The 26,250-nt window shown below is 71.0% G+C and carries 22 protein-coding genes; 12 read left to right on the top strand and 10 right to left on the bottom strand.

The window, feature by feature from the left end; all coding sequences use genetic code 11:
- Window positions 1-67 precede the first annotated feature (67 nt).
- Window positions 68-1,177, bottom strand: coding sequence for a ferritin-like domain-containing protein (locus tag ACFC96_RS30850; RefSeq protein WP_376258139.1), 1,110 nt, complete (start codon window positions 1,175-1,177; stop codon window positions 68-70).
- 148 nt (window positions 1,178-1,325) lie between these two features.
- Between ACFC96_RS30850 and ACFC96_RS30845 the strand changes: the two genes are divergently transcribed.
- The 4 genes from ACFC96_RS30845 to ACFC96_RS30830 all read left to right on the top strand — a co-directional run bounded on the left by ACFC96_RS30845 (window position 1,326) and on the right by ACFC96_RS30830 (window position 4,631).
- Window positions 1,326-2,264: a diiron oxygenase gene (locus ACFC96_RS30845; RefSeq protein ID WP_376258137.1), complete on the top strand. Its 939-nt coding sequence runs from the start codon at window positions 1,326-1,328 to the stop codon at window positions 2,262-2,264.
- Window positions 2,265-2,312: 48 nt separating this feature from the next.
- Entirely contained in the window at window positions 2,313-3,038 is a 726-nt protein-coding gene (locus ACFC96_RS30840; RefSeq protein ID WP_376258136.1) for a TetR/AcrR family transcriptional regulator, read from the top strand.
- A gap of 10 nt (window positions 3,039-3,048) precedes the next feature.
- Complete coding sequence (locus ACFC96_RS30835) at window positions 3,049-3,330, top strand: hypothetical protein (protein WP_376615173.1); 282 nt, start codon at window positions 3,049-3,051, stop codon at window positions 3,328-3,330.
- A 146-nt stretch (window positions 3,331-3,476) separates the two neighbouring features.
- Window positions 3,477-4,631, top strand: coding sequence for a C40 family peptidase (locus tag ACFC96_RS30830; RefSeq protein ID WP_376258133.1), 1,155 nt, complete (start codon window positions 3,477-3,479; stop codon window positions 4,629-4,631).
- 22 nt (window positions 4,632-4,653) lie between these two features.
- Here ACFC96_RS30830 and ACFC96_RS30825 read toward each other — a convergent pair whose 3' ends face one another.
- Genes ACFC96_RS30825 through ACFC96_RS30805 form a run of 5 tightly spaced genes read right to left on the bottom strand, consistent with a single transcriptional unit; the run spans window position 4,654 to window position 10,397 of the window.
- A complete protein-coding gene (locus tag ACFC96_RS30825; RefSeq protein ID WP_376258131.1) occupies window positions 4,654-5,904 on the bottom strand; it encodes a styrene monooxygenase/indole monooxygenase family protein in 1,251 nt (416 codons plus the stop codon).
- A gap of 33 nt (window positions 5,905-5,937) precedes the next feature.
- On the bottom strand, window positions 5,938-6,621 hold the full coding sequence (locus tag ACFC96_RS30820; protein WP_376258129.1) for an ATP/GTP-binding protein: 684 nt from the start codon (window positions 6,619-6,621) through the stop codon (window positions 5,938-5,940).
- Window positions 6,602-7,027, bottom strand: coding sequence for a DUF742 domain-containing protein (locus ACFC96_RS30815; RefSeq protein WP_240654277.1), 426 nt, complete (start codon window positions 7,025-7,027; stop codon window positions 6,602-6,604). Before ACFC96_RS30815 ends, ACFC96_RS30820 begins: the two co-directional genes overlap by 20 nt.
- Entirely contained in the window at window positions 7,024-7,527 is a 504-nt protein-coding gene (locus ACFC96_RS30810) for a roadblock/LC7 domain-containing protein (RefSeq protein ID WP_227297198.1), read from the bottom strand. Before ACFC96_RS30810 ends, ACFC96_RS30815 begins: the two co-directional genes overlap by 4 nt.
- Window positions 7,524-10,397, bottom strand: a complete 2,874-nt coding sequence (locus tag ACFC96_RS30805) for a nitrate- and nitrite sensing domain-containing protein (protein WP_376615171.1) — start codon at window positions 10,395-10,397, stop codon at window positions 7,524-7,526. Before ACFC96_RS30805 ends, ACFC96_RS30810 begins: the two co-directional genes overlap by 4 nt.
- A gap of 342 nt (window positions 10,398-10,739) precedes the next feature.
- Between ACFC96_RS30805 and ACFC96_RS30800 the strand changes: the two genes are divergently transcribed.
- Window positions 10,740-11,528: a protein phosphatase 2C domain-containing protein gene (locus ACFC96_RS30800; RefSeq protein WP_376615170.1), complete on the top strand. Its 789-nt coding sequence runs from the start codon at window positions 10,740-10,742 to the stop codon at window positions 11,526-11,528.
- A 165-nt stretch (window positions 11,529-11,693) separates the two neighbouring features.
- On the opposite strand, the gene ACFC96_RS30795 is transcribed toward ACFC96_RS30800, so the two are convergent.
- Window positions 11,694-12,197: a MarR family winged helix-turn-helix transcriptional regulator gene (locus ACFC96_RS30795; protein WP_376258123.1), complete on the bottom strand. Its 504-nt coding sequence runs from the start codon at window positions 12,195-12,197 to the stop codon at window positions 11,694-11,696.
- 218 nt (window positions 12,198-12,415) lie between these two features.
- On the opposite strand from ACFC96_RS30795, the gene ACFC96_RS30790 reads away from it, so the two are divergent.
- A complete protein-coding gene (locus tag ACFC96_RS30790) occupies window positions 12,416-13,249 on the top strand; it encodes a lysozyme (protein WP_376258121.1) in 834 nt (277 codons plus the stop codon).
- A 373-nt stretch (window positions 13,250-13,622) separates the two neighbouring features.
- On the opposite strand, the gene lon is transcribed toward ACFC96_RS30790, so the two are convergent.
- Window positions 13,623-16,052: an endopeptidase La gene (gene lon, locus ACFC96_RS30785; protein WP_376615168.1), complete on the bottom strand. Its 2,430-nt coding sequence runs from the start codon at window positions 16,050-16,052 to the stop codon at window positions 13,623-13,625.
- A 175-nt stretch (window positions 16,053-16,227) separates the two neighbouring features.
- Window positions 16,228-17,058, bottom strand: coding sequence for a rhomboid-like protein (locus tag ACFC96_RS30780; RefSeq protein ID WP_376615166.1), 831 nt, complete (start codon window positions 17,056-17,058; stop codon window positions 16,228-16,230).
- Window positions 17,059-17,238: 180 nt separating this feature from the next.
- Between ACFC96_RS30780 and ACFC96_RS30775 the strand changes: the two genes are divergently transcribed.
- The 5 genes from ACFC96_RS30775 (at window position 17,239) to ACFC96_RS30755 (ending at window position 24,310) form a co-directional block, all read left to right on the top strand.
- Window positions 17,239-17,940: a spermidine synthase gene (locus ACFC96_RS30775; protein WP_376615165.1), complete on the top strand. Its 702-nt coding sequence runs from the start codon at window positions 17,239-17,241 to the stop codon at window positions 17,938-17,940.
- A 93-nt stretch (window positions 17,941-18,033) separates the two neighbouring features.
- The gene (locus ACFC96_RS30770) at window positions 18,034-18,771 is read left to right on the top strand and encodes a response regulator transcription factor (RefSeq protein ID WP_376258114.1); all 738 of its coding nucleotides are present in this window, start codon (window positions 18,034-18,036) and stop codon (window positions 18,769-18,771) included.
- Window positions 18,768-19,958, top strand: coding sequence for an ATP-binding protein (locus ACFC96_RS30765; protein WP_376258112.1), 1,191 nt, complete (start codon window positions 18,768-18,770; stop codon window positions 19,956-19,958). Before ACFC96_RS30770 ends, ACFC96_RS30765 begins: the two co-directional genes overlap by 4 nt.
- A 262-nt stretch (window positions 19,959-20,220) precedes the next feature.
- On the top strand, window positions 20,221-24,042 hold the full coding sequence (locus ACFC96_RS30760) for a multifunctional oxoglutarate decarboxylase/oxoglutarate dehydrogenase thiamine pyrophosphate-binding subunit/dihydrolipoyllysine-residue succinyltransferase subunit (RefSeq protein WP_376615163.1): 3,822 nt from the start codon (window positions 20,221-20,223) through the stop codon (window positions 24,040-24,042).
- Between the two features lie 85 nt (window positions 24,043-24,127).
- On the top strand, window positions 24,128-24,310 hold the full coding sequence (locus tag ACFC96_RS30755; RefSeq protein ID WP_019075209.1) for a DUF6104 family protein: 183 nt from the start codon (window positions 24,128-24,130) through the stop codon (window positions 24,308-24,310).
- A 17-nt stretch (window positions 24,311-24,327) separates the two neighbouring features.
- Here the strand turns inward: ACFC96_RS30755 and ACFC96_RS30750 are convergent, their stop codons facing one another.
- Window positions 24,328-25,176, bottom strand: coding sequence for a hypothetical protein (locus tag ACFC96_RS30750; RefSeq protein ID WP_376615161.1), 849 nt, complete (start codon window positions 25,174-25,176; stop codon window positions 24,328-24,330).
- A 179-nt stretch (window positions 25,177-25,355) separates the two neighbouring features.
- On the opposite strand from ACFC96_RS30750, the gene ACFC96_RS30745 reads away from it, so the two are divergent.
- Entirely contained in the window at window positions 25,356-26,249 is an 894-nt protein-coding gene (locus ACFC96_RS30745; protein ID WP_376615159.1) for a DUF4097 domain-containing protein, read from the top strand.
- Window position 26,250: the final 1 nt, after the last annotated feature.

Raw genomic sequence — 26,250 nt, 5'->3', positions numbered from 1 at the left:
TCAGCAAACTACTGCATGCGGGTGACATGCCCACACGCCCCGGACACCACGGGCCCCCGGTCATGCCCTAGGGCAGTTGGGCGCCCTCCCCGATCGTCGACTCCACCTCCGCGACGCGCTCCAGCTCCTCCGCCGCGAAGCGTTCCGCGTCGAGCTTCTCGGCGATCTCCTCGTCCTGGGCCATCAGCTGGTCGAGGTTCGAGTTGCCCATCTCGAAGACGCCCATGTCGACGTACGCCTGCTGGAGGCGCTTGCCCCACAGGCCGATGTCCTTCACACAGGGCACGATCCGGGAGAAGAGCAGTTGGCGGAAGAGGGCCAGGAACTCGGACTGCTCGCTGTACTCCTCGGCCTCCGCCTTGGAGATGCCGAAGTTCTCCAGGACCTCGACGCCGCGCAGCCGGTCGCGCATCAGATAGCAGCCCTCGATGACGAACTCCTCGCGCTCGCGCAGTTCGGCGTCGGTGAGCTGCTTGTAGTAATCACGCAGTGCCATCCGTCCGAAGGCCACATGGCGGGCCTCGTCCTGCATCACGTACGCGAGGATCTGCTGGGGCAGCGGCTTGTCCGTGGTGTCGCGGATCATGCCGAACGCGGCGAGCGCGAGGCCCTCGATGAGGACCTGCATACCGAGGTAGGGCATGTCCCAGCGGGAGTCGCGCAGAGTGTCACCGAGGAGCGACTGGAGGTTGTCGTTGATCGGGTAGAGCATCCCGATCTTCTCGTGCAGGAAGCGGCCGAAGATCTCCGCGTGCCGGGCCTCGTCCATGGTCTGGGTCGCCGAGTAGAACTTGGCGTCCATGTCGGGGACGGACTCGACGATACGGGCGGCGCACACCATCGCGCCCTGCTCACCGTGCAGGAACTGGCTGAACTGCCAGGACGCGTAGTGCTTGCGCAGCTCGCCCTTGTCCCGGTCCGTCATCTTCGCCCAGTGCCGGGTGCCGTAGAGGGTGAGCGCCTCGTCGGGGGTGCCGAGCGGATTGTGGGGGTCGACCTCGAGATCCCAGTCGATGCGCTTGGCGCCGTCCCACTGCTTGTCCTTGCCCTTCTGGTAGAGCGCGAGGAGGCGGTCCCTGCCCTCGTCGTACTCCCAGCTGAATCTTGCCGCGCCGGCCGCCGGTATCTGCCAGCTGAGCTCCTCGGGCGCCCTGGTGTACAGCTCATGCGTCGACATACAGGCAGGCTCACACGCCCGTGGACACCGGTCAACAAGTCGTGCACAAGGGATTGACGGCCTTGCTGACAAGCAGTCTCATAAGACGTGACCGCCGGTAACTCCTGTGCCGCGGGGCCCGTTTCCCGTACGACGAGGTGGGACAGCCATGACGACCGTGACGGAAGCCGACGCGTTCGAGGGTCTGCGCGACGCGCTCGGGCTGCTCAAGGACCGCGAGCAGGTGGCCGAACGCCTGCTCGACTCCTCCGCCAAGCACTCCTTCGACCCGGACAAGGAACTGGACTGGGACGCCCCCGACGTCGAGGGCATGTGGTACTGGCCCCCGGAGCTCTGCTCGCTCTACGACACCCCCATGTGGAAGCGGATGTCGCAGGAGCAGCGCATCGAGCTGTCCAAGTACGAGGCCGCCTCGATGGCGTCCATGGGCGTCTGGTTCGAGATCATCCTGATGCAACTCCTTGTACGACACATCTACGACAAGTCGCTGACCAGCAACCATGTCCGCTACGCCCTCACGGAGATCGCCGACGAGTGCCGGCACTCCATGATGTTCGCCCGCATGATCAAGCGCAGCGTCGGCGAGGGCTTCCCCATGCCGCGCGTCCACCACAATCTGGGGCGCCTGCTCAAGACCGTCTCCACGACGCCCGGATCCTTCTCGGCGACCCTGCTCGGCGAGGAGATCATCGACTGGATGCAGCGGATGACGTTCCCGGACGAGCGCGTCCAGCCGCTGGTGCGCGGCATCACGCGCATCCACGTCATCGAGGAGGCGCGTCACGTGCGCTACGCCCGCGAGGAGCTGCGCCGCCAGATGGTGTCGTGCGGCCCGGCCGAGGCGGCGTACACACGGATCGTGTGCGGTGAGGCGGCCCGCGTGATCTACATGGCGTTCCACAACCCGGCGGCCTACGAGCGGGCCGGGCTCGACCCGAAGCAGGCGCTGGCGCAGGTCAAGGCCAGCGGCCATCGCCGCGAGATCATGCAGACCGGCGCCAAGCGCCTGACCGACTTCCTGGACGAGATCGGGGTTCTGCGGGGCGTGGGACGCGCGCTGTGGAAGTCGTCGGGTCTGCTCGCCTGAGGCACGCATCACGGCCTTCGCGGCGAAAAGCCGGATACGCTGCGGGACATGACCTCGGCACCCGGCACCCGCGCGTACCGACGGCTCAGCGTCGAGGAGCGCCGCAGTCAGCTCCTCGTCGCCGCGCTGTCCCTCTTCGCGCACCGGGCACCCGAGGAGGTGTCCCTCGACGACGTGGCGGAGGCGGCCGGCGTCTCACGGCCCCTCGTCTACCGGTACTTCCCCGGCGGCAAGCAGCAGTTGTACGAGGCCGCGCTGCGCTCCGCGGCCGACGAGCTGGAGAAGTGCTTCGCGGAGCCGCAGGAAGGACCGCTGAGCGGCCGGCTCACGCGGGCGCTCGACCGCTACCTCGGGTTCGTCGACCAGCACGACATGGGGTTCGCCGCCCTGCTCCAGGGCGGCAGCGTCGTGGAGACGTCGCGCACGACATCGATCGTGGACGGCGTGCGCAGGGCGGCTGCCGAGCACATCCTGAGCCATCTCGCCGTGGGGGACCCGGGTCCCCGGTTGCGGATGACCGTACGCATGTGGATCACGGCCGTCGAGGCGGCCTCGCTGATCTGGCTCGACGAGGACAAGAAGCCGCCGCTGGACGAGCTGCGCGACGGGCTCGTCGACCAGTTCATGGCGGTCCTCACGGCGACGGCGGGCCGCGACCCGCAGACCGCCGACGCGGTGCGGCACGCGCTGGCCCTGGAGACGCCGGACGGGCCCGTGGGCCGGCTGGCACGCCTGGTGCTCCCCGTGGTGAGCGACGCGGCGCATCTGTTGTGACACTGGTGCCGTGAAGAGCGAAGAGACGCCGTTCGTCGGCGGGCCGATGGACGGGCGGGTGCTGCCCGTGCTGCTCGGCCCCACGGGGCATCCGCCGAAGGTGTACCGCATCCCCGTGCCGGGCCCCGACGGCTCCGCGAGCACGGTGCTCATCTACCGCCGGGTGCCGATGGTCCCCGGCAAAATCCGGTTCACCCACCGCTGGAAGTACGAGTACGACCCCTCGGGGCGCGACGACAGCCGGCTCCGGTGGCCCTGGTCCAAGCCGCGTCCGGAGCAGCCGACTTCGTAGATCACCTTCTTGGATCACCTTCGTGGAGTCCCCCGGCCGAGTGAGGTCCTTGGTCCGAACCGCCCAGCAGGAGGCGCATGGACGGGCGGACGTGTCGATGCTCTCGGTGCGGGACGGACGGGCTGCCCCGCACCGGAGGTGATGACGTGTCAGGAAGCCTTCTGCGGTGGGCCTGTGCCGCGACGGTGGCCTCGGCGCTCGCGGCGCCGGGACCCGCGAACGCCGCAGCCGCACCGGACCCCGGACCCCTTCCGGCGGCCCGCAGCACGTCCGTCGCCACACTTCTGACGGACCTTCAGCGCCTGTACCGGGAGGCGGAGAAGGCCACCGAGACGTACAACGCGACTGCGGAGAAGCTCAAGAAGCGTCGGAAGACGGCCGGTGACCTGGCCCGCAAGCTGGCCGTGGCCCGCACCTCGCTCCACGACAGCCGCAGCGCGGCCGGGCGCCTCGCCCGCGAGCAGTACCAGGGCAGCAGCAACAGCATCTCCCCCTACCTGCGCCTGCTCCTCGCCCGCGACCCGCAGCACGCCCTCGACCAGGGCCATGTGATCCGGCGTGTGGCCCAGGAGCGCATCGCGACCGTGGACCGGCTCTTCGGCGGCGAGAAGCGCGCCGACGACCTGGCGGCCCAGGCACGCAGAGCGCTCGCCGAGCAGACCCGCCTCTCGGACCGGCAGAAGAAGGACCGGGACGCGGTCCGGGCCCGCCTCAAGGCCGTCGAGAAGCTGCTCGCCTCACTCAGCTCGGACCAGCTCGGCGAGCTGACCCGCCTGGAGGACACGGGGACGGCGAAGGCCCAGAAGACGTTCATGGCGTCGGGCGCGCTCAGCTCACGGCGGGCGCCGTCGCGGGCCGGGGACACGGCCCTCGCGTACGCGGTGCGACAGATCGGGAAGCCGTACCAGTGGGGCGCCGAAGGACCCGCGGCGTTCGACTGCTCGGGGCTCACGTCGAAGGCGTGGGAGCACGCGGGCAAGGGCATCCCTCGCACCTCGCAGGAGCAGTGGGCACGGCTGCCCCGCGTCCCGCTGAACGAGCTGCGGCCCGGGGACCTCGTCGTGTACTTCCCCGAGGCCACGCACGTGGCGATGTACCTGGGCGACGGCATGGTGGTACAGGCGCCGCGGCCGGGCGCGAAGGTCAAGGTGTCGCCGATCGCGGCCAACCCGCTGCTCGGCGCCGTCCGCCCCGATCAGGGCACGACGTCGATGAAGGGCTACACCCCGCCGGCGCTGCCCCAGGGCGCGACGAGCGGCGACGACACCGGATACGGCGCCGCGGGGGCGCCCACCGGCTGACCGGTGCGCGCCCCGCCGCGGATCAGCCGGTGACGGAGGCCAGGTAGGCGTTCGTCTTCTCCGGCTCATAGAAGAAGTTCTCGAAGTCGGCCGGGTTGTTGAAGCCGTTCGCGAAGCGGTCGGCGACCGGCTGGAGCTGGCCGGCGGCGCCGATCAGGTTGAGGACGTGCTCCGGCGGGACGCCCAGCATCGCGTTGGTCCACTTCACGACGTGCTGCGCGGTGTCCCAGTAGCGGTCGAAGGTGGACTGCATCCACTCCTCGTCGAACGGCTTGTCGCCGTGCTCGACGATGGAGTCGAGGTACGAGGCGGCGCACTTGGACGCCGAGTTCGAACCCTGGCCCGTGATCGGGTCGTTGGCGACGACGACGTCGGCGACACCGAGGACCGCGCCGCCGCCGGGCAGCCGCCCGATCGGGTTGCGGACGGTCGGCGCGTAACGGCCCGCGAGGGTCGCGTTGGCGTCGGTCAGCTCGACCTTCGTGGCGCGCGCGTACTCCCAGGGCGTGAACTTCTCCATCAGCTCCAGGGTGAGGGCGAGGTGCTCCGAGGGGTCCTTGACGCCCTTGAAGGCGTCCAGCGGGCCACCGGGGATGCCCTCCCAGAACAGGATGTCCGCGCGGCCCGAGGTGGTGAGGGTCGGCATCACGAACAGCTCGCCGACGCCGGGCACCAGGTTGCAGCGCACCGCGTCGAAGTCCGGGTGCTCGGGGCGGGGGCCCATGCCGTGCACGTACGCGACGGCCAGCGCGCGCTGCGGCTCGGCGTACGGGGAGCGCGAGGCGTCGCGGCCGAACATCGAGACCAGCTCGCCCTTGCCGGCGGAGACGAGCACCAGGTCGTAGGTGCGGGCGAAGTAGTCGAGGTCGGAGACCGCGGCGCCGTGGATGACGAGCTGCCCGCCGCGCTGCGCGAACGTCTCCATCCAGCCGGCCATCTTGACGCGCTGGTCGACGGACTGCGCGTAGCCGTCGAGCTTGCCCACCCAGTCGATGGCGCGCTGCGAGGGACCCGGGTCGAAGGAGCCGGGGGCGGCGACGGAGACGCCGAGGCCCTCGATCCTGGGGGCCTGGGACTCCCAGAAGTTCACCTGGAGGTCGCGCTCGTGCTGGAGCGCCGTGTCGAACATGCACTGCGTGGACATGACCCGGCCGGACCGGATCTCGTCCGCGGTGCGGTTGGACATCAGGGTGACCTCGTACCCGTTCGACTGGAGGCCGAGGGCGAGCTGGAGACCGGACTGGCCGGCTCCGACGACGAGTATCTTCCGCATGCGGGTGCCTCTTCTACTGCTGAGGGGTGGTGGCTATTCGGGGGTGGCGTCGAGCGCGTGGCCGACGAGGGCCAGGAGGGTCTCGACGACCGAGATGCGCTGCCGCGCGTCCATGATGAGGACAGGGATGTGCGGCGGCACCGTCAGGGCCTCGCGCACGTCGGCGGCGGCGAACTCTTCGGATCCGTCGAAGTGGTTGACGGCGACGACATACGGGAGCCCGCAGCTCTCGAAGTAGTCGAGGGCCGGGAAGCAGTCGGGCAGCCGCCGGGTGTCGGCGAGCACCACCGCACCGATCGCGCCGCGCACCAGGTCGTCCCACATGAACCAGAAGCGCTGCTGCCCCGGCGTGCCGAAGAGGTAGAGCACCAGGTCGTCGTCGAGCGTGATCCGCCCGAAGTCCATGGCGACCGTGGTCGTGGTCTTGTCGGGGGTGTCGGTGAGGTCGTCGGTCTCCTCGCTCGCCTGGGTCATCAGCGCCTCCGTCTGGAGGGGCTGGATCTCCGAGACGGCGGTGACGAGCGTGGTCTTGCCGACGCCGAAGCCGCCGGCGACCACTATCTTCGTGGCGATCGGGGCGCGGGTGCGGTCCGTCTGCCAGGCCTGGAGCTCCTCCTGGGGCTCGAAGGCGACGGCATCACGGCCGGACGACGGCTGGGCAGGTACGAAGGCGGGCGTGACGCCCTCGGTGACGCCTTCAGAGACGACGGAGTCCACTCAGCACCCTTTCAAGCAGTGCGCGGTCCGGCTGGCCCGGGCCGTGGCCGGTTCCGTAAACGCGGATCTTTCCCTGGTCGGCGAGGTCGCTGAGCAGTACGCGGACCACGCCGAGGGGCATCTTCAGGAGCGCGGCGATCTCGGCGACCGTGCGCATGCGGCGGCACAGCTCCACGATCGCCCGCATCTCCGGCATGATCCGTGTCGAGAGCGTGCCCTGGCCTATCTCGAGGCGTTCCTCGGGCGCTTCGAGCGCGGCGACGAACGTCTCGACGAGCAGCACGTGGCCGAAGCGGGTGCGGCCGCCGGTGAGCGAGTAGGGGCGCACCCGGGCCGGCTTGCGGTCGCCGCCCCGGGTGGGAAGTTTCGGGCCGCCGGTACTGAGATTCGTGATGCTGCTGCTCACTTGGCGTTCTCCATCGACTGGCGCAGTTCACTGCGGAGTTCGGGCGTGAGGACATGCCCGGCACGGCCGACGAAGAGCGCCATGTGATAGGCGACGACGCTCATGTCGCAGTCCGGGGTGGCGTGCACGCCGAGCAGTGAGCCGTCGCTGATGGACATGACGAAGAGGCTGCCTTCCTCCATCGCGACCATGGTCTGCTTGACGCCCCCGCCGTCCATCAGCTTGGCGGCGCCGATGGTGAGGCTGCCGACGCCGGACACGATCGTGGCCAGGTCGGCGCTGGAACCCTTGGGTCCGCCGCTGTGGTCGGCAGGGCGCTCATTGTTCCTGCCGGGGTCGGAGGAGAGCAGGAGCAGCCCGTCGGAGGAGACGACCGCGACCGAGAGGAGCCCTGGCACCTCCTCCACCAGATTGGTCAGCAGCCAGTGCAGGTTGCGGGCTTCGGTGCTGAGTCCGAATCCAGGGGTGGACGCACTCGGCGTGCGACTGGGCGCAGTCAACTGCTTGCCTCCTCGACTGTGTCCCCCTCGGGTTCTGCGGACGGATCCGTTCCGCCGATCTCGGCCTCGACGTCCCGCCGGCCTTTGTTGGCCCCTTGGTGGAATCCGCCGAGGCGGCGGCGCAGGGCGTCGGCGTCGACGGATCCGGTGCGCGGCGCCGCGGCGGGCGCGGGGGCCGAGATCTTGGGGGTCCTCTTGGGCAGGCCCTTGTCCGTGACGCGCTCCCACTGGGGGGTGCGGGCCGCGGGGATCACGGGGTCGCCCGCCGCCTCGGGGGCGGGAGGCGTGTCGGCCTTGGGCCGGGTGGGCAGACCCGGGGTGCCGCTGGGGTGCGCGGTGCCCGTCTCGTCGACCACCCGCTCGTGCGCGGGCTCGTCGTCGAGGTGCAGGGGCTGCGGCGCGGGGGCCGCAGTCGGTACGGGTTCCGGGGCGACGGCGCGTACCGGGTCCGGGTCGAAGGCCGGGATGGGCGCGGTCAGGGTCATGGTCGTCTCGGCGGGCGACTCGACCGGGACCGTGGGCTCCGGTGCGGGGTCCGCCGTGGGCTCCCGCGGCGCTTCGGCGTCCGTCCCCGCTTCCCGTACGGCGTGCTCCGCCGCGGCGATCAGCGGGTCGTGGCCGTCCTTGGACCGGCTGCTCAGGACATTGGAGTTGGCCTCGGCCTCGGATCCGGGCAGGTGCACGGCGGGCGCCGCGCCGGCGACCGGGACCCGCGGGGGCGCGGCTGCCGCGGGGGCCGCCGCGAGGAGCGCCCTGGGCAGCACGATGACGACGGCGATCCCGCCCTGCTTCTGCTCGCGCAGCTGCACCCGCACGCCGTGGCGCGCGGCGAGGCGGGCCACGACGTACAGGCCGAGGCCGAGGCCGTCACCGTCCTCGGGGTCGAACATCTCGTCGTCCGCGAAGGCGGCGAGGCGGGCGTTGAGCTCCTTCATCCGCTCGTCGGTCATGCCGATGCCCTCGTCCTGGACGGAGAGCATGACCTCGCCGCTCTCCAGGAGCCAGCCGGACACCTCGACGGAGGCGTCGGGCGGCGAGAACGAGGTGGCGTTCTCCAGGACTTCGGCGACGAGGTGGCTGAGGTCGTCTGCGGCGAACCCGGCGAGGTGCGCGTGGGGCGGCAGCGCGGAGATCCGGACCCGCTCGTAGCGCTCGATCTCGCTGACCGCGGCGCGCACGACGTCGACCAGCGGGACGGCGCCGGGGGTCCCGTGGCCGTGCTCGGCGCCGGCGAGGACGAGGAGGTTCTCGCTGTGCCGCCGCATGACGGTGGCGAAGTGGTCGAGCTTGAAGAGGGTCGCGAGGCGCTCGGGGTCCTGCTCGCGCTCCTCCAGGTTCTCGATGACGCCGAGCTGGCGCTCCACGAGGCCGAGGGTGCGCAGGGCGAGGTTCACGAACGTGCCATGGATGCTGTGCCGGACCCGGTCCAGGTGGGCCGCGGCCGAGTCGAGTTCGGCGCGCAGCTTCTCGCGCTCGTCGGCCATGGTCGCGCGCTGGCCGATCAGGTGCTTGCGGTCGGCCTCGAGCGTGGTGAGGCGCTCGTGGAGGCCGAGTGCGTGCGCGTGCAGCGCGTTGACGGACCGCACGACCTGGGCGAACTCGTCGTTGCGCCCGGTGAACTTGACCGGCTCCTCGCTCGCCGGGTCCGTGGCGAGCCGGGCCGAGCCGAGGCGGAGCACCGCGAGCGGCCTGGTCAGCGTGCGGGCCATGGCCATCGAGACGCCGACGGCGACGAGCAGGCACAGCCCGGCCAGCGCGATACGGACCTCGAGCGCGGTGACGTCGTCGTCGCGCAGCCCGGCGAGGTCCTTGGTGCGCCGGTCGTAGAGGGACGACTCGGCTCCGCGCATCAGGTCGATGCGGGCGGAGAGCGCGGCGTCGACGTTCTTGGGACTGGCGGCGAGGTCGCCGGCGGACAGCGTGGGCTCGTCCGTGAGGGCGGCCAGGTACTTGTCGGCCTTGGTGACGTCGGGGCCGGTGACCGTCGCGTCGTAGGAGGCGACGGACGCGGCCGGGGCGGCGTCCTCGAAGTCGGCGAGCGCGGCCTGTTCGCGTACGTGGGCCTGCTGGGCGGCGGCGCTCAGGGCGTCGCGCTGCCTGCCGTCGGCGGAGTCCTGGGAGACGACCGTCTTCGGGAGTCCGGTGACCGGGTCGATGACCGTGGACGTCTGGCCGGTGCGGGGCACAGCCAACGCGGCGAGCAGGAGCCCGCGCGCGGCGGAGGCCTGCTCGACGGCCCGGTCGAGGTCGGCGAAGGCGTGCGCTCCGGAGCCCGCACGGGGCGGGGTGCTCTCGGCGAGCTGCTCGGCGGTGCTGTGCAGCTCGTTGATCGCGCCGGAGTACGCCTTGTGGGCCTCGAGGGCACTGCTCTTGCCGGTGAGCGCGGCCCGGCGGACGGCCGCGATGCCGGCGAGGTCGCGCCGCAGGGGCGCCGGGGCGTCGGTGCGGAGCTCTTCGAGCTGCCGGTCGACGCGGGCGCTGCGGCTCTCGGAGAGCCCTTGTCCCTTGGGCCGCCCGGCGGCGATGAAGGCGGTGACCTCGTCGCGCTCGTCGGCCAGGGAGTGGGAGAGCGTGACGGTCTGCTGGGTCCGTGCCGCGAGGTCGACGAGCTCCTGCGAATCGCTGACCTGCCCGGACGCGGTCATGAGGGCGGGTGCGGCGGAGCCGGCGATCGCCGCGGCGACGACCGCTACGGCGATGATGAGCCGGTTGCGCACCCGCGCGGTGCGTCGCCCTCCGGGATCGGCGGAGGGGCCCGCCGGGGCGTGCGCGACGGATCCCGCGGGAACCGTCGTGCGCCCCTCGTCCGCTTCGGAGGCCGCTTGCTTGCCCTTGCGTCGAGGCCGCATCTTCCGCACCGGTGCTCGCATTCCTGACTCGTCTACCCATGGGCCCGGGTGACGATCTGTCAACACGCGCCCCCTGGTATGGCTCCAGACCATTCCAGTGCCGGTGAGCAGTGGTCGCGCATCACCTAGCCAGCCACCCGAAGGAGTGAACATCGAGCGGGAGTTGGGGAGCAAGTCCCGGTGGCATGGGCACGGGGCCCGAACGGGGCGCCGGTTGGACGTCTCTCACAGGCTTTGGCAAGATGCCCCGCCACCGCCCGACGGAGTCGATCATTCCGGTCGAAACCAGGCGTCTGACCTGCCGATGCGACTCAACTCCCGGCTCAACGGGCCACTTGTGAAGGCCTCGTGCAGACTGGCCGGATGCGCATCGAACTCGCGACGGAGCCCGGAAGTCCCGACCGACCCAACGAGGACTTCGCCTCGGCGGCCGCGCCCGCCTGCGGACAGGGGGGAACGCTGGTGGTCCTGGACGGGGTCACACCACCCCGGGGCGAGAGCGGCTGCCTGCATTCCGTCCCCTGGTTCACGGCCCGGCTCGGCGGCGCATTGGGTGAACTGTCCGTTTCGCGGCGGGATATGACGTTGACCGCCGTCCTCGCCGAGGCAATCCGCCGTACCGCCGACACCCATCGGCAAACCTGTGACCTTTCTCACCCGCGTACGCCTCAGGCAACCGTGGTCCTGGCGCGGTGGGACGCGGAGCGGGTCGAGTATCTGGTGCTGTCCGACTCGGTGTTGCTGGTCGAGGACGCGTCCGGGTCGGTCACGGCGCTGGTGGACGACCGGCTCGACCGCGTACCGCGCGCCTGCCTCGTCTCGGACGAGGTGGCCGACGCGACCGTGCGCAACAAGCAGGGCGGCTTCTTCACGGCCGCCGCCGACCCCTCGGTCGCCGCCCGAGCGGTCACGGGTGAACTCCCCCGGACACGGGCGCGCACGCTCGTGGCGCTGACCGACGGAGTCACGCGCTGGGTCGAGAAGTTCCACGAGGGCGACTGGACGGACCTGTTCGCGCTCACGCGCAAGGAGGGCCCCGGCGCGGTGGTCGCGCGCGTACGGGCCCTGGAGGACGCGGACGAGCAGGACCGGGTGTTCCTGCGGCGCAGCAAGACCCACGACGACGCGACGGCGGTGTACGTGGAGCTGTAGGGCGTGAGGCCCTTCGTCCCGGTCGGACCGGACCGGGGAGCGGGGCCCGGTGCCGTGCAGCGCAAGGCGGCGGGAGAAACCCACGCGGAGCGTCGGCGACCGACGGCCACGCCGTGCGGCGCGGGGCCGGGCCTCGCGGGCCCGGCGTGATCCGGACGAGAGGCCCTAGCCCTCGGCGCCGGCGTTCAACTGGTGGAGCAGTCGCGCCAGTTCCGCCACCTCGCTGCGGTCCCAGCCCGCGAGCTGGCGTACGTAGGTGGCACGGCGGGCGTCGCGGACCTGCCGGAAGTTGGCACGGCCCTCGTCGGTGAGGTGAACGAGCCAGGCGCGGCCGTCGGCGGGGTCGGGCTCGCGCGCGACGAGACCGAGTTCCTCCAGGGCACGCAGCTGCCGGCTCATGGTGGCCTTGCCGACGCCGACGTACGCGGCGAGTTCGGTGGCCCGCTGCCGGCCGCACTCCTCCAGGCGCGCGAGGAGTCCGTAGGCGGCGGGTTCGAGGTCCGGGTGGACGGCGCGCGCCATCTCGCCGGAGGACGCGCGAGCTCTCCTGAGGAAGACCGTCAACTCCCTTTCCAGGGACAAGAATTCGTGGTCCACACCACTCTCCGTCGCGTCGAATTCGGCGCCCGGCCGCACGCCGTTCCCGTCCTCGTGCACGTCAGCACCCATGCCAGGGTTTCCCGTTTCTGAAAGTTTCCGCCATTCGCGGCCATTGCCGCAGCTCCGCCAGTATTTCGCAGGAGTAGACCAACGGCAGCATCCGGGCCCCCTTCCCTCCCGGCGGTCTACGTGCGTAGCTTCTTTGGTGACATGTCCACACCAGCGACATGTCGAAAGGTCCCCCCACCGAGCTCACAGAAGCTCAACGAGGCCTTCGGAGGCACGCAATGCCCGTGCACAGATCCGGAACCGTCCGCCGCCCGCGCCTGAGGCGCTTCCCGGCGGCCGGAGTCATCCTCGCAGCACTCTCGCTGCTGTTCACCCTGCCCACCGCGGCCCAGGCGGCCGACGTCCCCGCCCGCGGCTCCGCCACGATGGGCATGGGCGTCGCCGAGCACGACGGTCGGGGCGGCCTGCCCGCCGGCGACAAGGCCACCCAGACCGAGGGCGTGGACACCAGCAGCCACAACGGCAACGTGGCCTGGTCGACGCTCTGGAACAGCGGCGTGAAGTGGGCCTACGTCAAGGCCACGGAAGGCACGTACTACACGAACCCGTACTTCGCCCAGCAGTACAACGGCTCCTACGACGTCGGCATGATCCGCGGCGCGTACCACTTCGCGACCCCGGACACGACGACCGGCGCCGCGCAGGCCAACTACTTCGTGGACCACGGGGGCGGCTGGTCCCGGGACGGCAGGACCCTGCCGGGCGCGCTCGACATCGAGTGGAACCCGTACGGCGCGTCCTGCTACGGCAAGACCCAGGCCGCGATGGTCAGCTGGATCCGCGACTTCCTGAACCAGTACAAGGCCCGCACCGGCCGCGACGCCGTGATCTACACGGCGACGAGCTGGTGGACCGAGTGCACCGGCAACTCCAGCGCGTTCGGGGCGACCAACCCGCTCTGGATCGCCCGCTACAACACCGACCCGGGCACGCTCCCGGCCGGCTGGGGCTACTACACGATGTGGCAGTACACGTCGTCCGGCCCGACGGTCGGCGACCACAGCAAGTTCAACGGCGCCCTGGACCGCGTCCAGGCGCTGGCCAACGGCTGAGTCCGCGAGCGGGCGAAGAGCGGCCGGACTCGCCCAGGGGTCCGGCCGCTCCTACGGGGGCCGGGGGGCAGGTCAGCAGCGACCCGCCGGCCGGTCCCGCTTCACGAGGTCGTGCAGCCGGTGGTGCCGTCGAGCCGGTGTACGCGCCGGCCGGTGTCGGCCGCCGCGTACACCTGGTCACCGCGGTTGCGGGACATGCGCTGTGGGCCGCCCTTCCCGTCGGGCGCCACCTGGTACAGCTTCGGCGGCGTGCCGTCGGCCCGGCCGGTGGCCGGAGGCAGCGTTCGGCGAGCGCCTCGTCCCTCGCGCCGGGCACACGCGGAGGGCCCGAGCCCCCAAGGGGACTCGGGCCCTCGTCGTCCGGCCACGTCCGTCACGCCGCCACCGGGACCTCCAGGTCCGCCGACGCGGGCGCCAGCGCCAGTTCGAGCACCTGCCGCACATCCGTCACCGGGTGCACGTCCAGCTTCTCCAGGACCTCGGCGGGGACGTCGTCCAGGTCCGCCTCGTTCCGCTTCGGGATGACGACCGTGGTGATGCCGGCCCGGTGCGCGGCGAGCAGCTTCTGCTTGACGCCACCGATCGGCAGCACGCGCCCGGTCAGCGACACCTCACCGGTCATCGCCACGTCCGTACGGACCTGGCGCCCGCTGAGCAGTGACGCGAGAGCGGTCGTCATGGTGACACCCGCGCTCGGACCGTCCTTCGGCACCGCGCCGGCCGGGAAGTGGATGTGCACGCCGCGGTCCTTCAGGTCGGCGACGGGCAGCTCCAGTTCGGCGCCGTGCGAGCGCAGGAAGGAGAGCGCGATCTGCGCCGACTCCTTCATCACGTCACCGAGCTGACCGGTCAGGGTCAGACCGGCCGCGCCCGTCTCCGGGTCGGCGAGGGACGCCTCCACGTAGAGGACGTCGCCGCCCGCCCCGGTGACCGCCAGTCCGGTGGCCACGCCCGGCACCGCCGTACGGCGCTCGGCCGGGTCCTGCGCCGCCTCGGGCACGTGGTGCGGGCGCCCGATGAGGGTCCGCAGGTCGGTGTCCTCGACGGTGAACGGCAGCTCGCGCTCGCCCAGTTCGTGCTGGGCCGCGACCTTCCTCAGCAGCCGTGCGACGGACCGCTCCAGGTTGCGCACGCCCGCTTCCCGCGTGTACTCCCCCGCGAGCTTGCGCAGCGCGCTCTCGCCGAGGGTGACCTCGTCCTTGTCCAGACCGGCCCGCTCCAGCTGGCGCGGGAGCAGGTGGTCACGGGCGATGACGACCTTCTCGTCCTCGGTGTAGCCGTCGAGGCGGACCAGCTCCATACGGTCGAGCAGGGCCTCCGGGATGGCCTCCAGGACGTTGGCCGTCGCGAGGAACACGACGTCGCTGAGGTCGAGTTCGACCTCCAGGTAGTGGTCGCGGAACGTGTGATTCTGCGCCGGGTCGAGCACTTCGAGCAGGGCGGCCGCCGGGTCGCCCCGGAAGTCGGACCCCACCTTGTCGATCTCGTCGAGCAGCACGACCGGGTTCATCGACCCGGCCTCCTTGATCGCGCGCACGATCCGGCCCGGCAGGGCACCCACGTACGTACGCCGGTGTCCGCGGATCTCCGCCTCGTCCCGTACGCCGCCGAGGGCGACGCGGACGAACTTGCGGCCCATGGCGTGCGCCACGGACTCGCCGAGCGAGGTCTTGCCGACGCCGGGCGGGCCGACGAGCGCGAGCACCGCGCCGCCCCTGCGTCCGCCGACGACGCCGAGCCCGCGCTCGGAACGCCGCTTGCGCACGGCCAGGTACTCGGTGATGCGCTCCTTCACGTCCTCCAGGCCGGAGTGCTCGGCGTCGAGGACGCGCCGGGCGCCCTGGATGTCGTACGCGGAGGCGCTGTCATCAGTTCGCTCGTTCCACGGCAGTTCGAGGACCGTGTCGAGCCAGGTACGGATCCACGAGCCCTCGGGGGACTGGTCGCTGGACCGCTCCAGCTTCTCGACCTCCTTGAGCGCGGCCTCGCGGACCTTCTCCGGAAGGTCGGCGGCCTCGACCCGCGTGCGGTAGTCGTCGGACTCCTCGCCCTCCGACTCGCCGTTCAGCTCGCGCAGCTCCTTGCGTACGGCGTCCAGCTGGCGCCGCAGCAGGAACTCGCGCTGCTGCTTGTCGACGCCTTCCTGCACGTCCTTGGCGATGGACTCGGCCACGTCCTGCTCGGCGAGGTGCTCGCGCAGCTGCTCGGTGGCCAGCTTGAGCCGGGCGACCGGGTCGGCCGTCTCCAGAAGCTCCACCTTCTGCGGGGTGCTCAGGAAGGGCGAGTAGCCGGAGTTGTCGGCGAGCGCGGAGACGTCGTCGATCTGCTGGACACGGTCCACGACCTGCCAGGCTCCGCGCTTCTTCAGCCAGTTCGTGGCGAGTGCCTTGTATTCGGTGACCAGCTCGGTCACGGAGCCGGGCAGCGGCTCCGGCACGGTCTCCTCGACCGCGAGGCCCTCCACCCACAGGGCGGCGCCGGGGCCGGTCGTGCCCGCGCCGATCCGTACGCGGCTGCGGCCACGGATCAGGGCGCCGGGGTCGCCGTCGGCGAGCCGGCCCACCTGCTCGACGGTGCCGAGCACGCCGGTGTTCGCGTACGTGCCGTCGATCCGGGGAACAAGAAGCACCTTCGGCTTGCTGCCGCCCACGGATCCGCTGGAACGGGCCGCTGCCTGGGCGGCCTCCACCGCGGCGCGTACGTCGTTGTCGTTGAGGTCCAGGGGCACCACCATTCCGGGCAGCACGACCTCGTCGTCGAGCGGCAGCACGGGCAGGGTGAGCGGTGTGGACGTCGATGCCATGATCTCCCCTTAAGCAGTCAAGTTGAGCTATGGAGACTCAATGCACGTGAGCCTCTGAATGTTCCCCCGGTGCTGTTCGCTCTCGGCGATCAAGGGGCGGGCAGGGGAAAGCCGCAGCTCAGAGGGAGTGTGTGACGCGCACGACAAGGGGCCGGCCGGGGGACGAGGGGCCGCGTCAGGCTGCGGACGCTCCCGGCGCGCGGCGCCACCGGCGCACCAGCGGCCAGGTCCCGACACCGATGGCGAGCGCCATTAGGTGACCCCAGCTCGTCATCGGGTCCGCGAACTCGACGAGGTCCTCGACCAGCATCCCGCCGACGACGGCGAGCACGGCCCAGCGCAGCCAGGGCGTGAGGAGACCGGCGAGCGCCCCGATGCTCGCGGCCACACCGAAGCTGATCCCGTAGTCGAGGCGGTGCAGCGAGCTCTCCGGCAGCTGCCCGGCCATCACGGAGAGCCCGACGGGCACCTCGGTGGCGAGCGTCGCCACGGTGTGGCCGAGGACGAAGACACCGGCGGTGCGAAGACCGCCGATCCGGCGCTCCAGCGCCGTGAGGACGACCAGGAAGCCGATCGCGAACGGGGACGTGATCCCGCCGGCGATCCACAGCGCACTGGCGACCAGCACGAACACGGGGGTGTGCGCGAGGTGCGCCACGTCGGTGCTGGAACCCTGCAGCGCGGACGCGACGACGCCGGGATCGGCGAACAGCGCGAAGAGGGACGTGCCGACGAGCACGGCGGCGTAGGTGAAGGTGAACGGTGTCCCCGTGGGCGTCGGCAGCAGCCGCCAGGGGCGCATCCGGCGCCAGAGGCCGACCGTCTCGGGCGGGATGCGTACGCCGGTCACGGATCCGGGAGCGGCACGTGCCGGGTCACAGACCGCCGGCTGGGCCGGGACGGCATCGAGCAGGGGGCGCGAAGCCTCAGGAGGCGCCCCCGAGGAGACGGTTCCCGAGAAAACAGCCCTCGAAGAAACGTCCGCCCCGCCGGCCTCGGCCGTCACGCCACGCTCCACCTGCGGCACCCCTTCCTTTCCGGCCCGCCCGGGCTTTCGCCTCCCGTACCCGCGCCGTCCATGATCGACGCCACGCACCGCATGATCCACAGGACCTGCACAGGAGAGCCCCCGACTCCGTTTCCGGAGACGGCCGGGCGTCGCGCCGGTTGCGGCAGGATGGACGCCATGTCCACCTCGTACCCCATCCCGTACGACACCGACCACACCGCCCCCGTCGTCCTCGACCGGCGCGAGGGGCCGTTCGGAGAGGTCGTACTGCGGCGCCACGGCGCGCTGCTCCAGATCATCGCCAACGGGTGCTTCCTGATGGACACGTCCGACGGCCGCTCCGAGCGCCTCCTGGTCGACGCGGCGCTGGACGCTCTCGACGACCGCCCGGCACCCGGAATTCTCATCGGCGGGCTCGGTGTCGGATTCTCCCTCACACACGCGGCTGCGAATTCCCGCTGGGGCCGCATCGCCGTCGTCGAACGTGAGCCGGCGATCGTCGACTGGCACCGCGAGGGCCCGCTGTCCGAGCTGTCACGGTCCGCGCTCGCCGACCCGCGCACCGAGATTGTGGAGGCGGACCTTGTCTCCTACGTCCAGGAATCGACCGAGACGTTCGACGCACTGTGCCTCGACATCGACAACGGACCCGACTGGACGGTGACGGAGGGTAACGACAGTCTCTACTCACCGGTAGGTCTCGCGGCCTGCCGGGCACGGCTCGCCCCTGGCGGCGTGCTCGCCGTGTGGTCCGCGCAGCCCTCCGCAAATTTCGAAGGAACCTTGCGGAATGCCGGATTCCGGTCGGTCCGCACCGAAGAGATCCCGGTTGTCCGGGGCGTTCCGGACGTCGTACATCTCGGGGTCAGGGCTGCGTAGCCGACTCGCGGTAACTCCCCGTACGCTGACTGCCGAAACCCAGATCATTCAAGCGTCAAGCGCACACGGATGTGCGCATTCAGGGGCGGGGCGATGGAGCAGACACACACCTCCCACAACGGCAACACGGCGTCGCCGGGCGCCCAGCGACGGGTCCTGGTGGTCGAGGACGACCCCACGATCGTCGACGCCATCGCCGCGCGGCTGCGTGCCGAGGGATTCCTCGTGCAAACGGCTCAGGACGGTCCGGCGGCGGTCGACACGGCCGAGGCATGGCAGCCGGACCTACTGATCCTCGACATCATGCTGCCCGGCTTCGACGGGCTCGAGGTCTGCCGCCGTGTGCAGGCGCAGCGGCCGGTGCCGGTGATGATGCTCACGGCGCGCGACGACGAGACGGACATGCTCGTCGGGCTCGGCGTGGGCGCGGACGACTACATGACGAAGCCCTTCTCGATGCGGGAGCTCGCGGCGCGCGTGCACGTCCTGCTGCGGAGGGTCGAGCGCGCGGCGCTCGCGGCGGCCACGCCCAGGAGCGGCATCCTGCGGCTCGGCGAGCTGGAGATCGACCACGCACAGCGCCGGGTGCGGGTGCGCTCCGAGGACGTCCACCTGACGCCCACGGAGTTCGACCTCCTGGTCTGCCTGGCCAACACACCCCGCGCCGTCCTCTCGCGCGAGCAGCTGCTCGCCGAGGTGTGGGACTGGGCGGACGCGTCGGGCACCCGGACCGTCGACAGTCACATCAAGGCGCTGCGCCGGAAGATCGGCGCCGAGCGGATCCGCACCGTCCACGGTGTGGGCTATGCGCTGGAGACGCCGACGCCATGACCGGCAGCGGCGGCGCATCCGACGTACGGGACGCGGACGGGTACGAGCCGGGGTCGCCGGGCCTTCCCCCCGGCGCTCCCCCGGCCGCCCGGCCCCTCGCGGGCCACTGGGTGCAGGGCGGCCTGCGGCCGTTCTCCATCAAGACCAAGCTCGGCACGCTGGTCGTCGTCTCGGTGTTCATCACGACGGGACTGCTGATGGTCGCCGTCCGCACTCAGACCGAGCTCCGTTTCATCACGGTCTTCTCGGTCATCGCGACGCTCCTCATCACCCAGTTCGTGGCGCACTCGCTGACCGCGCCGCTCGACGAGATGAACACGGTCGCCCGCTCCATCTCGCACGGCGACTACACACGCCGGGTCCGTGGCGCCGACCGGCGCGACGAGCTGGGCGACCTGGCCGCGACCATCAACCGCATGGCCGACGACCTGGAGGCCCAGGACCAGCAGCGCAAGGAGCTCGTGGCGAACGTCTCGCACGAGCTGCGCACCCCGATCGCGGGCCTGCGCGCCGTCCTGGAGAACGTCGTGGACGGCGTCTCGGCCGCCGACCCCGAGACCATGCGCACCGCCCTGAAACAGACCGAGCGCCTGGGCCGGCTGGTCGAGACGCTGCTCGACCTCTCACGGCTCGACAACGGCGTGGTCCCGCTCAAAGCGCGCCGCTTCGAGGTGTGGCCGTATCTGTCGGGCGTCCTGAAGGAGGCCAACATGGTCGCCTCGCAGCGCGCCGGCATCGCCTCGGGCTCCGGCACCCACACGCGCACCGACGTGCATCTGCACCTGGACGTGTCCCCGCCCGAGCTGACCGCGCACGCGGACCCCGAGCGGATCCACCAAGTGGTGGCCAACCTCATCGACAACGCCGTGAAACACAGCCCGCCGCACGGCCGTGTGACCGTGCTCGCGCGGCGCGGCCTCTATCCGGAATCGCTCGACCTGGAGGTCCTCGACGAGGGCCCCGGCATCCCCCGCTCCGAGTGGCACCGCGTCTTCGAGCGCTTCAACCGGGGCGGCCATGTGAAGGGCGCCGCGCACGGCCCCGGAAGCGACGGCGGCACCGGTCTCGGCCTCGCCATCGCCCGCTGGGCCGTGGACCTGCACGGCGGCCGGATCGGCGTGGCCGAATCGGCTCGCGGATGCCGGATCCAGGTCACCCTTCCGGGCCTGCCCCGCGCTCAAGGTTGACGTAGGGTTCGAAGCGGAAGCACAAGATCGCCGTGCCATTCGTCACGGGGTGCGGGCCCGAGGGGCCGCACTCGTACAAGGACGTACCCAAGCTGAACCGGAACCCCGCTTGTTTCCCGCCATTTCCAGCGCCGAAACACGGCTTCCGGTGTGACTTACGCGACGGATGACCGGCCCGGTCTGCAAGTCCCGGTGTTGGAGGCGTAGCCTTTATTCCCGCTGTCCATCACCTTGTGAGAAGCGGAAGAGGGCGGTTACCGCCGTGTCGCCACAGTCCCCCAGTAACTCGAGCACCTCGACCGACCAAGAGGGGCAGGGCAAGAGCCCTGCCGCCGCTTTCGGTCCCAATGAGTGGCTCGTCGACGAGATCTATCAGCAGTACCTCCAGGACCCGAATTCGGTTGACCGAGCCTGGTGGGACTTCTTCGCCGACTACAAGCCGGGTGCCCCGGCCCAGCCGACGACCGGAGCCCCCGCACAGGGTTCCGGTCCCGGCACCGCCGGTACCGCAGCCGCGGGGGCTGCGGGCACTGCCGCGGCGCCCGCCGCTCCGGCGGCCCCGGCTCCGGCCGCGCCCCCGGCTCCGGCCGCAGCTCCGGCTCCGGCTCCGGCCGCCCCGGTGGCCAAGCCCGCCGCAGCGGCGCCCGCGAAGCCGGCCGCCGCTGCCGTGAAGGCTCCCGCTCCCGCCAAGGCGCAGCCCGCGACCGAGGCCGCCGGCGGCCCCGAGTTCGTGACGCTGCGCGGCCCGAGCGCCGCCGTCGCGAAGAACATGAACGCCTCCATCGAGGTCCCCACGGCGACGTCCGTGCGCGCGGTCCCGGTGAAGCTGCTGTTCGACAACCGCATCGTCATCAACAACCACCTGAAGCGTGCCCGGGGCGGGAAGATCTCCTTCACCCACCTCATCGGCTACGCGATGGTGCAGGCCATCAAGGCCATGCCGTCGATGAACTACTCCTTCGCGGAGAAGGACGGCAAGCCGACGCTGGTCAAGCCGGAGCACGTGAACTTCGGCCTCGCCATCGACCTGGTGAAGCCCAACGGCGACCGCCAGCTGGTCGTCGCGGGCATCAAGAAGGCCGAGACGCTGAACTTCTTCGAGTTCTGGCAGGCCTACGAGGACATCGTGCGCCGCGCCCGCGACGGCAAGCTCGGCATGGACGACTTCACCGGTGTCACGGTCTCGCTGACCAACCCCGGCGGCCTCGGCACCGTCCACTCCGTGCCGCGCCTGATGCCCGGACAGTCGGTCATCATGGGCGTCGGCTCGATGGACTACCCCGCGGAGTTCCAGGGCACGTCCCAGGACACCCTGAACAAGCTCGGCATCTCGAAGGTCATGACGCTCACGTCGACCTACGACCACCGGGTCATCCAGGGCGCCGCCTCCGGCGAGTTCCTGCGCGTCGTGGCGAACCTCCTCCTCGGTGAGGGCGAGTTCTACGACGAGATCTTCAAGGCGCTGCGCATCCCCTACGAGCCGGTCCGCTGGTTCAAGGACATCGACGCCTCGCACGACGACGACGTCACGAAGGCCGCCCGCGTCTTCGAGCTGATCCACTCCTTCCGGGTCCGCGGCCACGTCATGGCCGACACCGACCCGCTGGAGTACCGCCAGCGCAAGCACCCCGACCTGGACATCGCCGAGCACGGCCTCACCCTGTGGGACCTGGAGCGCGAGTTCGCGGTCGGCGGCTTCGCCGGCAAGTCGATGATGAAGCTGCGCGACATCCTCGGCGTCCTGCGTGACTCGTACTGCCGCACCACCGGCATCGAGTACATGCACATCCAGGACCCGAAGCAGCGCAAGTGGCTCCAGGACCGCGTCGAGCGCCCGCACACCAAGCCGGAGCGCGAGGAGCAGCTGCGCATCCTGCGCCGGCTGAACGCGGCCGAGGCGTTCGAGACGTTCCTGCAGACGAAGTACGTCGGCCAGAAGCGCTTCTCCCTGGAGGGCGGCGAGTCCGTCATTCCGCTGCTCGACGCGGTCATCGACTCCGCCGCCGAGTCGCGCCTGGACGAGGTCGTCATCGGCATGGCCCACCGCGGCCGCCTGAACGTCCTGGCGAACATCGTCGGCAAGTCGTACGCGCAGATCTTCCGCGAGTTCGAGGGCAACCTCGACCCGAAGTCGATGCACGGCTCCGGCGACGTGAAGTACCACCTGGGCGCCCAGGGCACCTTCACCGGCCTGGACGGCGAGCAGATCAAGGTCTCGCTGGCCGCGAACCCGTCCCACCTGGAGACGGTCGACCCGGTCATCGAGGGCATCGTCCGCGCCAAGCAGGACATCATCAACAAGGGCGGCACGGACTTCACGGTCCTGCCGGTCGCCCTGCACGGTGACGCGGCCTTCGCGGGCCAGGGTGTGGTCGCCGAGACGCTCAACATGTCGCAGCTGCGCGGCTACCGCACGGGCGGCACGGTCCACATCGTCATCAACAACCAGGTCGGCTTCACCGCCGCCCCGGAGTCGTCGCGCTCCTCCATGTACGCCACGGACGTGGCCCGCATGATCGAGGCGCCGATCTTCCACGTGAACGGCGACGACCCCGAGGCCGTCGTCCGCGTTGCCCGTCTGGCCTTCGAGTTCCGCCAGGCGTTCAACAAGGACGTCGTCATCGACCTGATCTGCTACCGCCGCCGCGGTCACAACGAGTCGGACAACCCGGCGTTCACGCAGCCGCTGATGTACGACCTGATCGACAAGAAGCGCTCGGTGCGCAAGCTCTACACCGAGTCCCTCATCGGCCGTGGCGACATCACGCTCGAAGAGGCCGAGCAGGCGCTGCAGGACTTCCAGGGCCAGCTGGAGAAGGTCTTCGCCGAGGTCCGCGAGGCCACGGCGCTCCCGGCCCCGGTCCCGGCCATCGACCCGCAGGCCGAGTTCCCGGTCGCCGTCAGCACCGCGATCTCCCAGGAGACCGTGAAGCGGATCGCCGAGTCGCAGGTCAACATCCCCGACCGCGTCACCGTGCACCCGCGTCTGCTGCCGCAGCTGCAGCGCCGCGCGGCGATGATCGAGGACGGCACGATCGACTGGGGCATGGGCGAGACGCTCGCCATCGGCTCCCTGCTCCTTGAGGGCACCCCGGTGCGCCTCTCGGGCCAGGACTCGCGCCGCGGCACGTTCGGCCAGCGCCACGCGGTCCTGATCGACCGGGAGACCGGCGAGGACTTCACCCCGCTGCTCTACCTCTCGGACGACCAGGCGCGTTACAACGTCTACGACTCCCTGCTCTCCGAGTACGCGGTCATGGGCTTCGAGTACGGCTACTCGCTGGCCCGTCCCGAGTCGCTCGTGATGTGGGAGGCGCAGTTCGGCGACTTCGTCAACGGCGCGCAGACGGTGGTGGACGAGTACATCTCGGCCGCCGAGCAGAAGTGGGGCCAGACCTCCGGCGTCACGCTGCTCCTGCCGCACGGCTACGAGGGCCAGGGCCCGGACCACTCGTCCGCCCGCCCGGAGCGCTTCCTCCAGCTGTGCGCGCAGAACAACATGACGGTCGCCATGCCGACGCTCCCGTCGAACTACTTCCACCTCCTGCGGTGGCAGGTGCACAACCCGCACCACAAGCCGCTGGTGGTCTTCACCCCGAAGTCGATGCTGCGCCTCAAGGCGGCCGCGTCGAAGGCGGAGGAGTTCACGACGGGCGGCTTCCGTCCCGTCATCGGCGACAGCTCGGTGGACCCGGCCGCGGTCCGCAAGGTCGTCTTCTGCGCGGGCAAGGTCTACTACGACCTCGAGGCCGAGCGTCAGAAGCGCGGCGTGACGGACACGGCGATCATCCGCATCGAGCGTCTGTACCCGCTGCCGGGTGCCGAGCTCCAGGCGGAGATCTCCAAGTACCCGAACGCGGAGAAGTACCTGTGGGCTCAGGAGGAGCCGGCGAACCAGGGCGCGTGGCCCTTCATCGCCCTCAACCTGATCGACCACCTGGACCTGGCGGTCGGCGCCGACGTCCCGCACGGTGAGCGCCTGCGCCGCATCTCGCGGCCGCACAGCTCGTCCCCGGCGGTCGGCTCGGCGAAGCGTCACCAGGCGGAGCAGGAGCAGCTGGTCCGCGAGGTCTTCGAGGCCTGAGCAGCCTGACCTCGTACGTACGATTGTGGGGCCCGGAACGATGTTCCGGGCCCCACGTCCGTATCACCCCAGGAGCGACTGGCCCATGTACTTCACCGACCGCGGCATCGAGGAACTGGAGAAGCGGCGCGGCGAGGAGGAGGTCACCTTCGAGTGGCTCGCCGAGCAGCTGCGTACGTTCGTCGACCTGAACCCGGATTTCGAGGTGCCGGTCGAGCGGCTGGCGACATGGCTGGCACGGCTCGACGACGAGGACGACGACGAGTAGCAGGGCCCGGGCAGACCTCAGTCCCAGGCGCGCAGCCGGTCGTAGGCGAGGCCGAGCGCGCCGTGCACGACGAGGAGCCCACCCGCGACCGCCCAGCCGATGCCCCGCCGGCGCAGGCCCCACACGGTGAGCGGGATGCCCGCGGCGAGCTGGACGGCCGCCGCCGTGCGCGCCTTGGGGCCGTGCAGCCAGGGGCCGATGGCGCTGCGTTCGACGACGTCGAGTTCCGCGCGGACGGCGTCGCGCCAGCCGGACCACTCGATGTGTTCGGCGCCGGGCTGCACGCGCGCGACCTCGCGCAGCCGGTCGGCGGGTTCGCCGGGGGTCAGGCCGGCCGGGAGCACGAGCCCCGCGCGCGTGAGGACCGAGAGCAGGCCGCGCAGACGGGCACGGGAGTCCGTCCCGTTGTCGGAGCGTGTGAGTTCCTCCAGGGACTGCATGTCCAGGACCGGGTCGAGGCCGAGGCGCGCGGCGAACGTGCGCATCGCTTCGTCCTCGCCGACGGGTGTGCCGTTCGCCAGCCATACGTAGCCGACGGGGCGGCGGAACCCCGAGGCGAGGGTGTAGCCGCTGTGTTCGGCGTCCCACCACAGGGCGAGCACCGGCCAGGGTGCGCTGACGGCGAGGGCCGCGGCCCAGCCGGCGAGGACGCTGTCGACCGGTTCGCCGCCGTGCAGCCAGGGCTTGCCCTCGGGGACCAGGACGCTCCAGTCGGGTCCCGCCCCGGCGAGGAGCATGCGTTCGCGCAGGAGCTGGGCGGCGGGACCGACGGTGGCGGGGTCGGCGCGGCACAGCAGCAGCGCTCCCGCGGCCCTGGCCTGCGGGGCGGGGGTGCCGGTGGAGTCGGCGTCGGCGTCGGACGGCATGGAATCAACGCTAGGTCAGTTCGTGGGGTTCGGCCCATGAATGCCCCCATGCGGAGGGGGCGGCGCGACGGGATGCAGTCGCGACTGTCTTGACTTTCCGTATCCGCGATATATCGTGTCTCGCGAGCGTGCGATCCAACGCGTCCGCTCCCGATCCGTCCCGCCGAGGAGGTCGCACCATGCCCGAGTGGTCCGTGGCAGAGCCCCACAAGCTCGCCTTCGAGGAGCCCGTGACGACGCTCCACGTACGCATCGTCAACGGAACGGTGAACGTCGTGGGCACCGACGAAGGTTCCGCCCGCCTCGAGGTGTCGGAGATCGAGGGCCCGCCGCTCCAGGTGACCCTGGTGGACGGCGTGCTCACCGTCGCGTACGACGATCTGCCGTGGAAGGGCTTCCTCAAGTGGCTCGACCCCAAGGGCTGGCGCCGCAGCGCGGTCGTGTCCCTGGCGGTCCCGGCGGACACCGGAGTCGAGGTGGGCGTGGTCGGCGCCGGCGCGGTCGTGTCCGGGATGCGGGGGCGTACGGAGGTCAAGGGCGTCACCGGCGACACGACACTGGTCGGCGTCGCGGGCGACGTGCGCACGGACACCGTCTCCGGGAATGTCGAGGCCCAGGCGGTGACAGGGGATCTGCGCTTCAACTCCGTCTCCGGGGACCTGACCGTCGTCGAGGGCGCGGGCCCCTCCGTGCGGGCCGACTCCGTGAGCGGCTCGATGATCGTGGACCTCGACCCGGCCGACCGGGCGACGGATGTGAACCTGACGAGCGTCTCGGGCGAGATCGCGATCCGCCTCCCGCACCCCGCGGACGCCGAGGTCGAGGCGAACACGGCGAGCGGTTCCGTGTCGAACGCCTTCGAGGATCTGCGGGTCGGCGGCCACTGGGGCGCCAAGAGCATCACGGGCAGGCTCGGCACGGGCCGCGGAAAGCTGAAGGCGACGACGGTCTCCGGATCGATCGCGCTCCTGCGGCGCCCCCCGGCGGAGGACGACACCCATCCCCCCGCCGCCGACTCCCCCACCGCCCCTGACGCCGCCGCCGGCGGCCCGGCCGACAAGAAGGTGCTCTGAC

The organism is Streptomyces sp. NPDC055955 (assembly GCF_042270245.1).
GTDB lineage: Bacteria > Actinomycetota > Actinomycetes > Streptomycetales > Streptomycetaceae > Streptomyces.
This window is presented reverse-complemented; position numbering and strand designations above follow the sequence as displayed.

What these genes read in the sequence shown, in the direction of transcription:
- ACFC96_RS30850 (WP_376258139.1), bottom strand. Translation starts at nt 1,177, where the DNA reads ATGTCGACGCATGAGCTGTACACCAGGGCGCCCGAGGAGCTCAGCTGG.
- ACFC96_RS30845 (WP_376258137.1), top strand. Translation starts at nt 1,326, where the DNA reads ATGACGACCGTGACGGAAGCCGACGCGTTCGAGGGTCTGCGCGACGCG.
- ACFC96_RS30840 (WP_376258136.1), top strand. Translation starts at nt 2,313, where the DNA reads ATGACCTCGGCACCCGGCACCCGCGCGTACCGACGGCTCAGCGTCGAG.
- ACFC96_RS30825 (WP_376258131.1), bottom strand. Translation starts at nt 5,904, where the DNA reads ATGCGGAAGATACTCGTCGTCGGAGCCGGCCAGTCCGGTCTCCAGCTC.
- ACFC96_RS30805 (WP_376615171.1), bottom strand. Translation starts at nt 10,397, where the DNA reads ATGCGAGCACCGGTGCGGAAGATGCGGCCTCGACGCAAGGGCAAGCAA.
- ACFC96_RS30800 (WP_376615170.1), top strand. Translation starts at nt 10,740, where the DNA reads ATGCGCATCGAACTCGCGACGGAGCCCGGAAGTCCCGACCGACCCAAC.
- ACFC96_RS30795 (WP_376258123.1), bottom strand. Translation starts at nt 12,197, where the DNA reads ATGGGTGCTGACGTGCACGAGGACGGGAACGGCGTGCGGCCGGGCGCC.
- ACFC96_RS30790 (WP_376258121.1), top strand. Translation starts at nt 12,416, where the DNA reads ATGCCCGTGCACAGATCCGGAACCGTCCGCCGCCCGCGCCTGAGGCGC.
- lon (WP_376615168.1), bottom strand. Translation starts at nt 16,052, where the DNA reads ATGGCATCGACGTCCACACCGCTCACCCTGCCCGTGCTGCCGCTCGAC.
- ACFC96_RS30775 (WP_376615165.1), top strand. Translation starts at nt 17,239, where the DNA reads ATGTCCACCTCGTACCCCATCCCGTACGACACCGACCACACCGCCCCC.
- ACFC96_RS30770 (WP_376258114.1), top strand. Translation starts at nt 18,034, where the DNA reads ATGGAGCAGACACACACCTCCCACAACGGCAACACGGCGTCGCCGGGC.
- ACFC96_RS30765 (WP_376258112.1), top strand. Translation starts at nt 18,768, where the DNA reads ATGACCGGCAGCGGCGGCGCATCCGACGTACGGGACGCGGACGGGTAC.
- ACFC96_RS30755 (WP_019075209.1), top strand. Translation starts at nt 24,128, where the DNA reads ATGTACTTCACCGACCGCGGCATCGAGGAACTGGAGAAGCGGCGCGGC.
- ACFC96_RS30750 (WP_376615161.1), bottom strand. Translation starts at nt 25,176, where the DNA reads ATGCCGTCCGACGCCGACGCCGACTCCACCGGCACCCCCGCCCCGCAG.
- ACFC96_RS30745 (WP_376615159.1), top strand. Translation starts at nt 25,356, where the DNA reads ATGCCCGAGTGGTCCGTGGCAGAGCCCCACAAGCTCGCCTTCGAGGAG.